Consider the following 15180-nt stretch of genomic DNA (forward strand, 5'->3'; position numbering starts at 1 on the left):
AATGTATGGGTGAACTCGCGTGGTTTATCATATTCATGGTGGCCGTTTGTGTAGCCGCGTATAAGCGTATGAGCTTAACGTCTACCGTGTCTTTACTGGCGGGCATTATGGTGCTTGGCACAATCACCGGAAGCATCGGTTTCTTCAGTTGGCTACTCTTCCTCATCATTGCTGTTCCACTGTCTATGCCGGATGTACGCAGAAAATTCATTTCATCACGCCTGCTCGCTTTTTACAAAAAAGTCAGTCCGGAAATGTCCGCAACTGAACAGGAAGCCATTGATGCCGGTACAGTGTGGTGGGACGGTGAGTTGTTCTCCGGCAAACCTGACTGGAACAAACTCCATGCAATTCCTAAAGGCCGTCTGACCGCGGAAGAAAAGGCATTTCTTGATGGTCCGGTAGACCGTGTATGCCATATGGTTGATGAGTGGCAAATTAATCATCAGAACGCTGATCTGCCGCCGGAAATCTGGGCCTATCTGAAAGAGCATAAATTCTTCGCCATGATCATTAAGAAAAAATATGGCGGTTTACAATTTTCAGCCTACGCGCAATCGAGAGTATTGCAGAAACTGGCGGGTTGCTCTGCAGTGTTATCCAGTACAGTAGGCGTTCCGAATTCTCTTGGTCCCGGCGAATTGCTGCAACATTACGGCACTAAAGAGCAGCAGGATTATTATCTGCCCCGGCTGGCTAACGGAGAAGAAATTCCCTGTTTTGCACTTACCGGGCCTGAAGCAGGTTCCGATGCCGGCGCCATCCCAGATACCGGCGTCGTTTGCCGTGGTGAATGGGAAGGAAAAGAAATTCTGGGCATGCGTCTTAATTTTAATAAGCGCTATATCACTCTCGCACCGGTGGCAACGGTTATCGGACTGGCATTTAAGCTGGAAGATCCTGAAGGGCTGTTGGAAGGTCAGACAACCGCAGGCATAACCTGTGCTCTGATCCCAAGAGAAACGAAAGGACTGGAAATTGGCCGTCGTCATTTCCCGCTGAATACCCCCTTTCAGAACGGGCCGCTTAAAGGTGAAGACGTATTTGTGCCCCTGGACTTCATTATCGGTGGACCGAAAATGGCGGGCAAAGGCTGGCGCATGCTGATGGAGTGTTTATCAGTGGGTCGTTGCATTACCCTGCCCTCTACCGGCGCAGGCGGTGCAAAATCAGTGGCACTGGCAACCGGCGCCTATGCACGTATACGCCGTCAGTTCCGCATTCCCGTTGGTCATATGGAAGGCGTGGAGGAAATGCTTGCCCGTATCGGCGGTAATGCTTACCTGATGGATGCCGTCACCCGGTTCTCCACGGTAGGTGTAGATTTAGGCGAAAAACCGTCCGTGATATCTGCCATCAGCAAATATCACCTGACGGAGAAAATGCGCCAGGTCATAAACGACGCTATGGATATTCACGGTGGTAAGGGCATTATGCTCGGGCCAAATAATTATCTTGGCCGCGGTTACCAGGGCGCGCCCATTTCCATTACCGTGGAAGGTGCCAATATTCTTACCCGCAATATGATGATTTTCGGTCAGGGCGCTATGCGTTGTCACCCGTATGTACTGTCTGAAATTCAGGCTGCGGCAATGACGGATAAATCTGAACAACTCCGGGAATTTGATAAAGCGGTATTTGGTCACCTGGGATTCGCCGCTGCAAATAAAGTAAGAAGCCTGTGGTTCTCACTCACAGGTGGTTTATTTCACCGCACGCCGTTTAATGACGACACCGGTCGCTATTACCAGTTACTCCAGGGTTACAGTGCTAACCTGGCATTTCTGACTGACGTGTCAATGGGTCTGCTTGGTGGTGAACTGAAACGTAAAGAGCGTTTATCTGCCCGACTGGGGGATATTCTCAGTGGCTTATATTTGGCAAGTGCAACGCTGAAACGTTTTGATGAAGAAGGCCGGTTACAGGAAGATGCTCCGCTGATGCACTGGGCACTGCAAAACACCTTGTTCGACATTGAAGAAGCACTGGATACCTTTATCAGTAACTTCCCTAACAAAGCAATGGCTGTGGCATTAAGAGTATTGATATTACCCTTTGGCAGACGTTGTAAACGTCCCGATGACAAACTGGAGCACCAGATCGCAACCATTCTGCAAACGCCCGGCACAGTGCGTACCCGACTCGGTGACGGACAGTACCTCACACGGGAGGAAGGCAGTCTGTTTGGTGATCTGGAGCAAACACTGGATGACGTGCTGGCTGCTGAGCCGGTATTCGATAAAATTTGTAAGGCCAGAAAAGCCCGTCTTCCCTTTACCGGTCTGGATAAACTGGCTGATGCAGCATTATCAGAGGGTATTATTGACGAAGAAGAAGCTGAGTTACTTACCAGAGCCGAAGCCGGCCGCCTGCGTACTATCAATGTAGATGATTTCGACAACGAAGAACTCATTGCAAAAGTGAATACAATGGCTTAAATACTGCCTGAAACTAAAAGGCCGCATCAAAATGATGCGGCCTTTTTTATTCCTCGGGAGAATTAACTGAACTGCAATTTGTCCATCAGCAGTACAGCCTGAGTCCGGGTGTTAATTTCAAGCTTGCGTAAAATTGCACTGATGTGTGCCTTGATAGTCGCTTCGGTCACATTCATTTCGTGGGCAATTTGCTTATTCATTAAACCTGCACGCAGGAAGCTCAGCACCTGAATTTGTTTCGGCGTCAGTTCACGGAATCGTTTCAACAGTTGAGTGAGTTCTTCATCAACGTTTTCCAGGTCCGCTTTCATCTCTTCCGGTACCCAGTTTTCACCACCTTTAATGGTCACGATTGCTTCAGCAATTTGCTTTGTGGGCGATGATTTGGGAATAAAGCCCTGTGCACCCAATCCCATAACCTGAGCGACAACATCAATGCTTTCATTGGCAGAGATAACCGCGACGGGTAATTCCGGATAAACATCTTTAACGGAAATAAGACCGTTGAAGTATTCGCCTCCCGGCATATTTAAATCTAATAACAGTAAATCAATGTGGTGATTTTCAGTTAACACGGTCATCATGGATTCAAGACTGTCCGCTTCAAGAATTTCAGCGTCCTTGAAATACGGTTCCAGTGCAGCACTTAATGCTTCCCTGAACAGTGGATGATCATCTGCAACTAATATACGAGTCATATAATGCGGTGCCCGAATTATGTAATTTTTCCTGTTACTATAGGGTAATACTTTAGGCTAATGATATAAAGTCAAATTAACTTAAGGCGCTTTATAATCAAGAAATTTTTCCTTTTAAATGAAAAAAACGTGGCAATCCTTTAAAATCTGCCCCGTTTTTTAGCTAATCAGTAAGGTCTTTCAGTGCAAAAGCCGGATAATATTTTTGCCAGCCATATGACAACCGTCAATGATTTCCGATTTGATGAACACGTAGCTGACGTATTTCCCGATATGATTCAACGTTCAGTACCGGGTTATCAGACGATTCTGCATACCATCGGAGAACTGGCCAGAGCCAGAGTTACTGATGGCAGCAATGTGTATGATCTCGGCTGTTCTCTGGGGGCTGCCAGTCTTTCTGTTGCACGCAACACGGATCATTTGTCCTGTCAGATAACCGGTATTGATAATTCTCCGGCAATGATTGAGCGCTGTGAACGGGTAATTTCCAGTTTTCATTTACCTAACCCTGTCACACTCCATTGTGAATCTGCTCTGGACACCAAAATAGAAAATGCATCTATGGTGATCATGAATTTCACCTTGCAATTTATTCCGCCGGAGCAAAGAGAAACGCTGCTGAGCAAAATTTTCAACGGCCTTAACCCGGGTGGGATCCTCGTTTTGTCAGAGAAAATTCAGCATCCCAGTGAACAGGGAAATCATCTGCTTATCGACCTGCATCATCAGTTTAAGCGCAATAATGGTTACAGTGAACTGGAAGTCAGCCAGAAACGGGCAGCGCTTGAAAATGTGATGCTCACCGACAGCTATCAGACTCACGAAAACCGGTTGAAAAAAGTAGGGTTTGAAGATGTGGTGATGTGGTTCAAATGCTATAACTTTACCTCAATGGTGGCCATTAAGGCTGGTGGAGACATTGCCTGATGCGACGTATTTCTGATCCCTGGTTCACTGAATGTTACCGTCAGTTGCTGGACACGCCTCTGGCACACTGGCTTGAAACGCTGCCGGCACAAATCAGCGAATGGCAAAGGGGACACCTTCACGGAGAATTCAGTAAATGGTGTAAATTGCTGGAAAAACTTCCTGAGACCACTGTCAGTTCAAAAGAACTGAAACACAGTGTTACTGCGGGTAGCGCCGCTGACATCAGCGAATATCAGCAGAAACAGATAGAAGGTCTGCTGAAACAGTTTATGCCCTGGCGAAAAGGCCCCTATCACATTCACGGCATTCATATTAATACAGAATGGCGGTCAGACTGGAAATGGGATCGGGTACTGCCTCATATCAGCCCGCTTGCCAACCGTCATGTTCTGGATGTGGGTTGTGGTAGCGGCTATCACATGTGGCGTATGCTGGGAGAAGATGCTGCCGGCGTTTATGGCATCGATCCGACTCAACTGTTTTTAATTCAGTTTCAGGCTATCAGGCATTTTATTCCTGCCGCCAATATCCATTTTTTACCCCTGGGCATTGAGCAGATGCCGGCATTAAAAGCATTTGATACTGTGTTCTCAATGGGTGTGCTATACCATAGAAAAGATCCGGTACAGTTTCTCACCCAACTAAAAGATCAGTTACGCAAAGGCGGCGAACTGGTGCTTGAAACACTGGTAGTGGAAGGTGATGAACAAACCGTACTGATGGCAGGCGAACGTTATGCACAGATGCGCAACGTCTGGTTTCTGCCAAGTGTAAAGGCACTCACTGTGTGGCTGAGCAGGCTGGGTTTTGAAAATATTAAGGTCGCTGATATCAACACCACGTCTCTTGATGAGCAGCGCACCACAGAATGGATGACGTCTCAGTCTTTAAAAGATTTTCTGGATCCTGATGACATCAGCAGAACCATTGAAGGTTATCCTGCACCACAACGTGCAGTGCTGATAGCCACGAAAAAGTAACTTTATGTCCTGTTCGTTTGCAGACTGTTGCCAATTCCTGGCACCGGTCTGCGAGCATTCCTGACCCGGATTGGCATAATTGTTGTAGTTACTACTTTATAAACTGTGCTGAAACAGCACGTCACACAGGTAGTAACATGGATATTACGGGCTTTCTGAACGAGCACCAGTTACCGGACACTTACCAGGCCATTGCACAAGAATGGTTCATACCGTTAGCAGACGAAATCCTTTCGCACAAAAATGGTGCAGAAGGGCCATTTTTCGTCGGTGTTAATGGCTGCCAGGGATCAGGGAAATCCACATTATGCGACTTTCTTATCCACTACTTCACCCACCAGCACGGGCTGTCAGCCGTCACGATCTCCCTTGACGATTTCTATCTCTCCCGTGCAAGACGACAAGAACTTGCTGCCAACGTACATCCCTTGCTTTGCACCAGAGGCGTACCCGGTACGCACAATACGGTTCTGGCTGATAGCACTTTCACAGCGTTAAAATCTGCAGGCAGCGTTGCTCTGCCCCGCTTTAATAAAGCCAACGATGATCCTTTTGAAGGATCTGCGTGGCCGGTAATCACCTCTCCACCTGATATTGTGTTAATTGAAGGCTGGTGTTGGGGCGTGTCAGCGCAATCTGAGGACGCACTTAAAGAGCCGGTTAATGATCTTGAGCGTACCGAAGACCCGGATGGCACATGGCGGGGATATGTGAATGATAAAATTGCTGCAGATTATGAATCTTTATACGATGAAATGCAGTATTGGGTAATGTTAAAAGGTCCGTCTTTTGAGCATGTTTACAAATGGCGGTGTGAACAGGAACACAAACTGGCCGCGAAAACCGGAAAAACCGGAAGCGGTATAATGAGCGATGAACAAATCCTTCGTTTCATACAACATTATCAGAGACTCACAGAACATGCGTTTAATTCCCTGCCTGCAAAGTGTAATCAGGTATTTGAGTTAGATGAAAACAGAGTCATTAAAAACGTCATCAGGAAGTAGTCATGGACACAGCGAATACACTCATTTTCACTGACATGGACGGTACGTTGCTTGACCACCATACATACAGTTTTGAAGCTGCAAAGCCTACGCTGACCTCACTGTCAGAGCGAAATATTCCCGTCATCCCTACCACCAGCAAGACCTTTGTTGAATTGCTTGAATTGCGGGAAACCATTGGCCTGACCGGCCCGTTTATCGTAGAAAACGGCGCAGCAGCATACATTCCTCATGGTTTTTTCGCGAAAAAGCCAGCCGGTACCGTGTGGCAGGATGGATTTTGGTGCAAATCTTTCACCTCATCGAAAATGTACTGGCTGAAATTACTCGAAAAGGTCAAACCGGATTTTGCCGGTGAATTCACCCATTTCAGCGAGATGTCCAACGAGGACATCTGCGAAGCCACCGGGTTATCACCCGCAGAAGCTGCACTGGCTGCACAGCGACAATTCGGTGAGCCGGTCTTATGGCAAGGCACAGAGGAGAGAAAAGAGGCGTTTATCCGGTCTGTGACAGACAGAGGCGCCTATCCGCTGGAAGGCGGCCGTTTTATTCATATTTCCGGCGACTGTAATAAGGGCGCAGCCCTCCAATGGTTTGTCGAAGAGTTTATCCGTCAACATGACGAACCGGTGACCAGTATTGCGCTGGGTGACGGTAAAAATGATATTGCAATGCTTGAGGCAGCGGATATTGCCGTTCGGATCGCCTCCCCGAGTCATCAACCCCCTACACTAAAAAAAGAAGAAAATGTATACACCAGTACCCTGCACGGCCCGCAAGGCTGGACTGAAGTACTGACCCGATTACTTTTTTAACAGGACATGGAGAACACATGGCTGATTTTTATCAAAATGGCGTAGTGACAACGTTACACAACTTATCAAGACGCCCTACAGAAGAGCTTGAAGCTGAACTGTTACGATTTTCTCAGAAACGTCCGATGGCGCTGATCCTGCCGTCTTTGTATTCAGAATTGGAAGGCGAAGCACTGCCGCACATCGTCGACGAACTCACCCACGTCCCCTATCTGTCTGAAATCGTCATTGGCCTTGACCGTGCAGATAAAGAGCAATACAAATCTGCATTAAAATTTTTCGAAAAGCTGCCGCAACATCATCGCGTTTTGTGGAACGACGGCCCCCGTCTTAAAGCCATTGACGAAGAATTATCGGCTCTGAATCTCGCACCTAAGGAACTGGGTAAAGGCCGTAACGTATGGTACTGCATGGGGTATATTCTGGCATCAAACCGTGCAGAATCCGTCGCCCTCCACGATTGCGATATCGTTACCTATAACCGCGACCTGCTGGCCCGACTTATCTATCCGGTCGCGAATCCTCAGTTCAACTACGAGTTCTGTAAAGGTTATTACGCCCGCGTAGCCAACGGAAAAATCAATGGCCGGGTTTCCCGTTTGCTGGTTACCCCGTTGCTGCGCGCATTGAAACGCACGCTGGGTGATAACGAATATCTGGAATTCATGGACAGCTTCCGTTATCCGCTGGCCGGCGAATTCTCTTTCCGTCGTGATGTGCTGAACGATATCCGTATTCCCAGTGACTGGGGCCTTGAGGTGGGCGTGCTGTCTGAAATGCACCGCAACTACAATCACAACCGCCTGTGTCAGGCCGATATTGCAGATAATTACGATCATAAACACCAGGACTTGTCATTCAATAATGACCAGGGCGGTTTGTCGAAGATGTCTATCGACATCACCAAAGCACTGTTCAGAAAGCTGGCGACTCAGGGATTTACTTTCAGCAACGAAATGTTCCGTTCCATTAAAGCAACCTATTACCGTATTGCGCTGGATTTCGTTGAAACCTATCACAACGATGCAGTAATGAATGGCCTGACATTAGACATTCACAATGAAGAAAAAGCCGTTGAACTGTTTGCCAGCAATATTATGAAAGCGGGTAACAGCTTCCTGGATAATCCGATGGAAACACCGTTTATTCCAAGCTGGAACAGGGTCACCAGTGCAGTACCGGACATTCTTGACCGCCTGCTGGAGGCCGTTGAAGCAGACACAGCAGAATTATTAGGGTAACGCATGACGAGTTGGGAACAATTACACGAAAAAGTCAGTCATCACTTGCAGTCGATTTATGCTGATGTGGTTCTGGATATCCCTGTGGGAGATCTTGCCACTCAGCTGATGCATACGATGCGTCTTGAAGAAGATAAAGACGTTGTTCAACCAACGCCGCACTGCAATTACTGGGATGAAGAAGATATTATCATGATCACTTACGGCGACAGTGTGATCAGTGATAATGAGCAGCCATTGTTTACCCTTGACCGTTTTCTGCACACGTACTGTAAGAACACGATCAACAAGGTACACATGCTGCCCTTCTTTCCTTACAGTTCAGACGATGGCTTTTCCGTCATCGACTATTCCAGTGTGAATGAATCACTGGGAGACTGGCCTGATATTGAACGGCTGTCAAAGCACTACGGCCTGATGTTTGATCTTGTTATCAACCATTGTTCTGCCCGTAGTGCCTGGTTTGACAATTTTCAGAAAGGCGAAGGCACTGGCAGTGATTTCTTTTTTACTGCCGATCCGTCTGATGATTTATCTATGGTTACCCGCCCGCGGGTGTCTCCCCTGCTGCGGGAAACTGAAACCGCCACCGGCACGAAACATGTCTGGTGTACGTTCAGTCACGACCAGGTGGATTTTGATTTCCGCAATCCGAAGGTACTGCTGGCTTTTGTGGAAATTATCCGTCTGTATCTGGACAAAGGCGCTAAGCTGTTCCGTCTGGATGCAGTGGCGTTTTTATGGAAAATCATCGGTACCAGTTGTATCAATCTGGCACAGACCCACGAAGTTATCCGTTTGCTCCGTACACTGATTGAACACACTGATCCTACTGTCATTATTATTACTGAAACCAACATCCCTAACCGGGAGAACCTGACGTATTTCGGTAATGCCAATGAAGCCCATGCTATCTATAACTTCTCACTCCCCCCATTGCTGGTAAATACCCTCGTGACCGGCAACTGTGGTTATCTGAAGAACTGGATGATGAGTATGCCGCCTGCCCAAAACGGCACGACATATTTTAACTTCATTGCATCCCATGACGGGATCGGTCTGCGCCCGGCTGAAGGGTTACTTGACGATGAAGAAATTTCTACACTGGTGCATACCATGCAGAATTTCGGCGGAAAAGTCTCCTGGCGGGCGTCTGATCATGGTCAGCAGAAGCCGTATGAAATCAACATTACTTTGTTTGACGCACTGCAGGGAACCACAGCAGGCCCGGATAAGTATCAGGTAGACCGCTTTATTTGTGCTCATGCCATTATGCTGGGCATGGAAGGTATACCGGGTCTGTACATCCATAGTTTACTGGGTACCAGTAATGACTATGAAAAAGTGGCTAACACCGGTCAGAACCGCTCTATCAACCGGCACAGATGGAACTTTGAGGAACTGGCAGCCCTGCTGGACTCGCCGTTTTCACAACATCATAAAGTGTTAACCCGGTTATCCCAGCTTATCCGTATCAGAAAAGCACAACCGGCTTTTCACCCCAATGCCACACAGTTTACCCTGCAACTGGGTGACACCTTGTTTGGCTACTGGCGGCAAAGTCTCGACAGACGCCAGAGCGTGTTCTGCGTCAGCAATGTCACTAATGAAGAACAGTCTATCCTGCTTTCCAGTATTAATCTGATTGGCACAGATAAATGGATGGACCTCATTACCCGTGATGAAATTGAAGACGTGGGCGGATTCATGCAGTTAAAGCCGTACCAGACTGTGTGGATCAGCAATATGGAGTTTGAAGACTGACACGCTTATCAACACCTGCGGAATTCTGGCCGCAGGTGTTGGTTTTCTTATACCAATCAGTAATAATCCCCTTCTTAATTCGCCTGCGCTAATAAATATGACCAATTCTGCTTCCACTCCCTCCGGCTGGCTTCCACTGGACGAGGCCCTGAGCCGTGCTCTTGCCGCTGTTACTCCTGTTACAGAAACTGAAAACGTTGCTGTATCTGATGCGCTGTATCGTATTACCGGCGAAAACGTTGTTTCACAGACAGATGTACCACCGGCAGATAATTCTGCGATGGACGGTTACGCTCTTTATGCAGCCGATACCGCCGGCGAACCCGTCACGGTATCCGGTACGCAGTTTGCGGGCATGGCGTTGCCGGAAGAAAAAATACAGCGGGGTACAGCAGTACGCATTATGACCGGTGCGCTTATCCCTCCCGGAGCAGAATGCGTGGTTATGCAGGAAAATACACGCAGGGAAGATGACATTATCACAGTGACCAAACCCGCTATTGCCGGTGAAAATATTCGCCGCGCCGGCGGAGATATCGCTAAAGGCGCACAGGTCATTAAACGGGGCACCCGCCTGGAACCCGGTCATCTGGTACTGCTTGCCTCAATGGGGATCAGTTCAGTGAGTGTTTTCCGCAAACTGAAAGTGGGGATCATGGCTACCGGCGATGAACTGGTTGAGGCGGGAGTACCTTTGCAGTCAGGTCAGATTTACGAATCAAACCGTACCGGCACACGGGCCTTACTCGCACATGAGCCGGTCACAATCACTGACTATGGCATTATTCCTGATGACAAAGCCGCTCTGGAAACGGTATTTAAAGAGGCGTCTGAATCTCAGGATGTCATTATATCCAGCGGCGGTGTATCTGTAGGTGATGCCGATTTTGTTAAAGAACTGGTTGCCAGGCTTGGTGAGATTGCGTTCTGGAAAATTGCCATTAAACCGGGCAAACCCTTCGCATTCGGTTCTCTGGGAAATGCACGCTTCTGTGGCGTACCGGGCAACCCGGTGTCAGCCTGGGTCACCACACAGCAACTGGTGTTACCCATGCTCAAACGGTTGAGCGGTATTGAAACTGACGGGGCAGGTAAGCCTCTTACCATTAATGCCACACTGACCGCCGGTATAAAACGTAAAGCCGGCAGACAAGAATTTCTGCGGGCGGTTATGGTTGTGCAGGAGGATGGCAGCTATAACGTCACTCCGTCAGGTAAACAAAGTTCCGGTGTGATGACCACCGTGACACAGGCCAATTGTTACATTGTCGTTCCGTCTGACTGCAAAATGCTCAGTGGCGGTGACACGGTAAAAGTGCAGCCATTTTCAGTTAACGGAGCTTAATTCACCCATGGCGGCATTCATTTCTCCGCGCTTTGCCGTGGAAAGTAAACGTTTGATCACCCTTGCCTGGCCTCTGTTGATTGCCCAGATAACGCAGATGATGATGGGTGTTATTGATACCATTATGGCCGGTCATTACAGCGCTACGGATATGGCCGCTGTGGCACTGGGTTTCAGTATCATTGTACCGCTGCAGTGTTTTATTCAGGGCCTGGGCCTTGCTATGCCCCCTATCCTGTCGAGATTACACGGAAAGGGAAATACATCTGACGTAGCCTCTGCGGCCTGGCAGGCCGGATACCTGCTACTGACAATCAGTTTACTCATTCTGCTTATCTGGCCGTTTACCGGCCACCTGGTCGCACTGTTTCCCATGGAGCCGGCACTTTACGATATTACCGTGGACTATGTGCAGTTTGTGTTGCTTTCCATGCCGGCATTTGCCGGTTACCAGTGGTTGCGTAACTTCTGTGAAGGCCTTGGCACCACCAAACCCACCATGGCCATTACGTTGATCGGATTAATGTGTAACGTCGCGGGTAACTACATATTCATTTATGGCGCAGGGCCGGTGCCGGCATTCGGTGGCGCGGGGTGTGGTATCGCCACGGCCATTGTTATATACACGATGTTTTTCGCTACCATGGCTTACGTTTTGTTGTCTGACAGACTGAAAAAGTACAACCTGTTCGGCCACATCTATCGTCCGGATTTACGCATGATCCTGCGCACATTCAAACTCGGATTTCCGGTGGCCATGACGCTTCTGTTTGAGGTTACCCTGTTTGCCGTCGTTGCCCTGATGCTGGCCCCTTTCGGACCCGGCACCGTAGCGGCTCACCAGGTAGCACTCAATTTCAGTGCAATCATGTTCATGTTTCCCCTGAGCTTAGGCATGGCGCTGTCAATCCGTGTAGGTTACCGGATTGGCCAGAACAATCCTGCGCAGGCCCGCATGGTGGTAAAAAGCGGTATTACCATCGGTATGTGTATTGCCACGTTAACCGCCAGCTTCACGTTACTGGCCAAGGGTGCCATCATCAGCCTGTATACGCAGGATGAAACGGTATTTGCACTGGCTAACTCATTGCTGATTTACGCCGCGCTTTTCCAATTCTCTGATGCAATCCAGGTGTTATCGGCCAATGCGTTACGGGGATACAAAGACACCACGGCTATGTTTATCATCACTTTCATTGCCTACTGGCTAATCGGTCTTCCCACCGGGCTTATTCTGGGTCGTACAGACTGGATAACCAGTGAGCCCATGTCCGCTGCCGGCTTCTGGATAGGTTTTATAGTGGGGTTAAGCAGTGCTGCCGTAATGTTAGGCAGCCGCGTTATGATTATTCAGCGCCGCCAGCGCGTTCACGCGGCTTAGGCGGCTCTTCCGGCCCGGTGGATTGCCACTGATCACCAATCACCGGGTCTTCTTCATCCTGTGATTCCCAGTAATAGCGCTTCCTCAGCGGTTTGGGATCCTGTTTACCAAACAGCAGTGCAGCAATAGTCCCCCCTGCTGCACCGAAAAAATGCGCCTCGTAAGAAATTTGCGGGTCGCGGGGAAAAATAGACATCATCATGCCGCCATACAGAAAGAATGCGATCATCATCAGACCCGTTGAGCGGTTATCTCTGCGCAGAATGGCAATAACGAACAGATAAAAAAACAATCCGTGTGCAACACCGCTTGCCCCCAGATGCACAGACGGCCTGCCAAATAACCATACCCCAATACCTGAACCCAGCCATGCAAATGCCAGCGCTTTGCCTCTCGTAGCCGGATAGCCATAATACAGGGCGGAACCAAGAATGATCAGTGGCAATGTATTATGGAATAAATGCTCATAAGAACTGTGTACCAGAGGGGCAGTAATAATGCCGTGAAGTCCTGCTAAGGACAAAGGCACAATACCCAGTGTATTTAAGGGTAAATGGAACAACACACCGGCGGACTGGATGACCCAGAGCACAGTGACACACAGAACACTGAGCCATACCGATCGCAGCAGGATATCGCGTTTATTTGAATGCTTCATAAACCCGATATTGGGACAATACCGGGAATTACCATACAGCGGCTTAATTACGGTTTAATTTATCCCAGTCATCCGGCGTATCGATATCCAGCGCAGCTTGCGGGTGAGGTACGGCAAAACACTCAGGGGCAGCAACGTTGAGCAGTTTTGCCGCCCCCTTCTGACCACTCAGAGACAAAAGCAATTCTTCATCAAGGTGAGGAAAGATAGCCGGTGACATGCGTTTTCCTTCAGCCAGGCTGGCAATCCGGCTGGCAGGAAAAATCCCTGCTTTTTCAGCAAGCTCACGAAGGGAACCGGTAGTAACAGCCGGCGTATCACCTAATCCGATAAAAAAATGATCCGGCGACAATGTGCCGGTTTCCTCACAATAATGCAGCACGGCTTTAACTCCGGTAGCAATACTGCCGCCCATTCCCTGCTGCCAGGCGTCATTGTGGGCGAGAGACACCTCTGGCAATACCGGACTATTAACCAGACATTCGGCAACCGCCTCACGGTAACAACCGGTCACCACAAATACGGGCAAATCCGTAAACGGCGCATATTGCTGTACAACATACTCCAGCAATGTGTCACCTTTCGGATGGGCAGTTAGTAATTTGTTGTCGCCATACCGGCTGGCCTCACCGGCAGCCAGTATAATTACCGCTATTCTGCCTGACATGGCTTACCCTTCAGTGAACGGGCTGACTTGCCATGTACCACAGCGTGTGCCTGCGCAAGCATGGATAATGCAATTGACTCAGGTAATTCACCTCCGATTGCGATACCGGCAGGTGCATGAAGTGGCAGCGGTAACAGAGATTCTTCAATGCCGGCATCTTCCAGCACCCGCTCAGCCCGATGAGAGGGACCCAGCAAGGCAATATACTGTAAAGAATGCGGCGGTACAGAGACCATTGCTGCGAGCGCCTCACCGTCCATACGCACCTGATGATGCATAACAATGACTGCGTTCATCTGGTGATACCAGCCTGTGCCGCTAATGTCACCCGCTGCCTGTTCGTCTGTCACAGTAGCTGTGGTAAAGTCTGCAGGCCGCGCATATCGCGCTCTGCTGTCATTAACAATAACCCGCCAGCCGAGCCTTGAAGCCATATCGCATAACGGCAGTGCATCAACCCCGCCACCTAAAATGCCCAGCGTGGGAGGTGGTGTGAGTGTGGCTGTAAACAGAGCTTTGTCGCCGGGATCAGATGCCGCCGCAGACCCTGACGGAATACCCGGTGTGACCGGCTGTGAAAAATAAACGGATTGCTGCCGGCTGAGCGCATCCAGCACATCTGTCAGCCCCAGCCAGTTATTTTGTGCACTCACAGGTTGTAAAAGAAGCGTCACTTCACCGCCGCAACCTATACCCAGCCGCCACGCAACATCACCTTCTTCCTGCATATCATAAGTCACAATACGACTTTTACCTGTTTCCCAGCACCGTCGTGACTGATGCAATAAATCACTTTCCAGACATCCGCCGGAAACAACACCCAGCTGACTGCCAAATTCACTGAACAGCATCATTGCACCGGCTTTTCGGTAAGAAGAGCCTTCGGTATTGATGATGGTTGCCAGCAACCAGTTACCTGCATCGCGCTGAGGGAACCAGTCCGACAACACATGGTAAATATGATGATTCATTTTTCCCCGCCTGAACGACCATGAACGGCCAGTACGTTAAACGCAGATACCAGTTCATGTTTTATATTTCTTAAGCCGGTATCACCGGCAAATTTACCGCTAATATATAACAAAGTAGTACCGCATCCGTGACGTCTGTCGTAAATCCCGTACCACTGCACCTGTCATCCCGGCTGAACGCTGTTTGTAATTACGGTGAATTTGACTGTAACGACCACCCGTTTGCCTGCTTTTTAACCCTCATCGCAAATCAAAATAAGTTATATCGAAAAAGCACTT

At 48.9% G+C, this 15180-nt stretch carries 13 protein-coding genes; 9 read left to right on the plus strand and 4 right to left on the minus strand.

All coding sequences use genetic code 11. The features are described from left to right. Nucleotides 1-5 precede the first annotated feature (5 nt). On the plus strand, nt 6-2438 hold the full coding sequence (gene fadE / locus ACXAGC_RS10000) for an acyl-CoA dehydrogenase FadE (protein WP_474844263.1): 2433 nt from the start codon (nt 6-8) through the stop codon (nt 2436-2438). A 62-nt stretch (nt 2439-2500) separates the two neighbouring features. On the opposite strand, the gene ACXAGC_RS10005 is transcribed toward fadE, so the two are convergent. Further along, a complete protein-coding gene (locus ACXAGC_RS10005) occupies nt 2501-3136 on the minus strand; it encodes a response regulator transcription factor (protein WP_119501455.1) in 636 nt (211 codons plus the stop codon). A 183-nt stretch (nt 3137-3319) separates the two neighbouring features. Here ACXAGC_RS10005 and cmoA point away from each other — a divergent pair, with 183 nt between their 5' ends. The 8 genes from cmoA (at nt 3320) to ACXAGC_RS10045 (ending at nt 12605) form a co-directional block, all read left to right on the plus strand. Then, entirely contained in the window at nt 3320-4066 is a 747-nt protein-coding gene (gene cmoA, locus ACXAGC_RS10010; protein WP_474844264.1) for a carboxy-S-adenosyl-L-methionine synthase CmoA, read from the plus strand. Nucleotides 4067-4074: 8 nt separating this feature from the next. Then, on the plus strand, nt 4075-5049 hold the full coding sequence (gene cmoB, locus ACXAGC_RS10015) for a tRNA 5-methoxyuridine(34)/uridine 5-oxyacetic acid(34) synthase CmoB (protein ID WP_474844527.1): 975 nt from the start codon (nt 4075-4077) through the stop codon (nt 5047-5049). A gap of 137 nt (nt 5050-5186) precedes the next feature. After that, nucleotides 5187-6056, plus strand: a complete 870-nt coding sequence (locus tag ACXAGC_RS10020) for a kinase (RefSeq protein WP_474844265.1) — start codon at nt 5187-5189, stop codon at nt 6054-6056. Nucleotides 6057-6058: 2 nt separating this feature from the next. Further along, nucleotides 6059-6874 carry an HAD-IIB family hydrolase gene (locus ACXAGC_RS10025; RefSeq protein ID WP_474844266.1) on the plus strand — a complete coding sequence of 272 codons (816 nt, stop codon included), beginning with the start codon at nt 6059-6061 and terminating at the stop codon, nt 6872-6874. A gap of 17 nt (nt 6875-6891) precedes the next feature. Further along, entirely contained in the window at nt 6892-8115 is a 1224-nt protein-coding gene (locus ACXAGC_RS10030; RefSeq protein ID WP_119501460.1) for a glycosyltransferase family protein, read from the plus strand. A gap of 3 nt (nt 8116-8118) precedes the next feature. Next, a complete protein-coding gene (locus ACXAGC_RS10035) occupies nt 8119-9879 on the plus strand; it encodes a sugar phosphorylase (RefSeq protein WP_474844267.1) in 1761 nt (586 codons plus the stop codon). A 97-nt stretch (nt 9880-9976) separates the two neighbouring features. Then, nucleotides 9977-11224, plus strand: a complete 1248-nt coding sequence (gene moeA / locus ACXAGC_RS10040) for a molybdopterin molybdotransferase MoeA (protein WP_474844268.1) — start codon at nt 9977-9979, stop codon at nt 11222-11224. A gap of 7 nt (nt 11225-11231) precedes the next feature. Then, nucleotides 11232-12605, plus strand: coding sequence for an MATE family efflux transporter (locus ACXAGC_RS10045; RefSeq protein WP_474844269.1), 1374 nt, complete (start codon nt 11232-11234; stop codon nt 12603-12605). Here ACXAGC_RS10045 and ACXAGC_RS10050 read toward each other — a convergent pair. From ACXAGC_RS10050 to ACXAGC_RS10060, 3 genes are read right to left on the minus strand one after another with little or no spacing between them, the layout of a single operon-like run. After that, on the minus strand, nt 12571-13263 hold the full coding sequence (locus ACXAGC_RS10050; RefSeq protein ID WP_474844270.1) for a rhomboid family intramembrane serine protease: 693 nt from the start codon (nt 13261-13263) through the stop codon (nt 12571-12573). The two genes, ACXAGC_RS10045 and ACXAGC_RS10050, sit on opposite strands and share 35 nt — an antisense overlap. A gap of 43 nt (nt 13264-13306) precedes the next feature. Next, nucleotides 13307-13930, minus strand: coding sequence for a nucleotidyltransferase family protein (locus ACXAGC_RS10055; protein WP_474844271.1), 624 nt, complete (start codon nt 13928-13930; stop codon nt 13307-13309). Continuing rightward, the gene (locus ACXAGC_RS10060) at nt 13915-14901 is read right to left on the minus strand and encodes an XdhC family protein (protein ID WP_474844272.1); all 987 of its coding nucleotides are present in this window, start codon (nt 14899-14901) and stop codon (nt 13915-13917) included. The genes ACXAGC_RS10055 and ACXAGC_RS10060 overlap by 16 nt, the downstream gene beginning before the upstream one ends. Nucleotides 14902-15180: the final 279 nt, after the last annotated feature.

The sequence above is a fragment of the Alteromonas sp. AWJ4_197 genome, from assembly GCF_056160285.1.

Coding starts and splice junctions, on each gene's coding strand:
- ACXAGC_RS10045 (WP_474844269.1), top strand. CDS start 11,232: ATGGCGGCATTCATTTCTCCGCGCTTTGCCGTGGAAAGTAAACGTTTG.
- fadE (WP_474844263.1), top strand. CDS start 6: ATGGGTGAACTCGCGTGGTTTATCATATTCATGGTGGCCGTTTGTGTA.
- ACXAGC_RS10025 (WP_474844266.1), top strand. CDS start 6,059: ATGGACACAGCGAATACACTCATTTTCACTGACATGGACGGTACGTTG.
- moeA (WP_474844268.1), top strand. CDS start 9,977: ATGACCAATTCTGCTTCCACTCCCTCCGGCTGGCTTCCACTGGACGAG.
- ACXAGC_RS10050 (WP_474844270.1), bottom strand. CDS start 13,263: ATGAAGCATTCAAATAAACGCGATATCCTGCTGCGATCGGTATGGCTC.
- ACXAGC_RS10005 (WP_119501455.1), bottom strand. CDS start 3,136: ATGACTCGTATATTAGTTGCAGATGATCATCCACTGTTCAGGGAAGCA.
- ACXAGC_RS10055 (WP_474844271.1), bottom strand. CDS start 13,930: ATGTCAGGCAGAATAGCGGTAATTATACTGGCTGCCGGTGAGGCCAGC.
- ACXAGC_RS10060 (WP_474844272.1), bottom strand. CDS start 14,901: ATGAATCATCATATTTACCATGTGTTGTCGGACTGGTTCCCTCAGCGC.
- ACXAGC_RS10035 (WP_474844267.1), top strand. CDS start 8,119: ATGACGAGTTGGGAACAATTACACGAAAAAGTCAGTCATCACTTGCAG.
- ACXAGC_RS10030 (WP_119501460.1), top strand. CDS start 6,892: ATGGCTGATTTTTATCAAAATGGCGTAGTGACAACGTTACACAACTTA.
- ACXAGC_RS10020 (WP_474844265.1), top strand. CDS start 5,187: ATGGATATTACGGGCTTTCTGAACGAGCACCAGTTACCGGACACTTAC.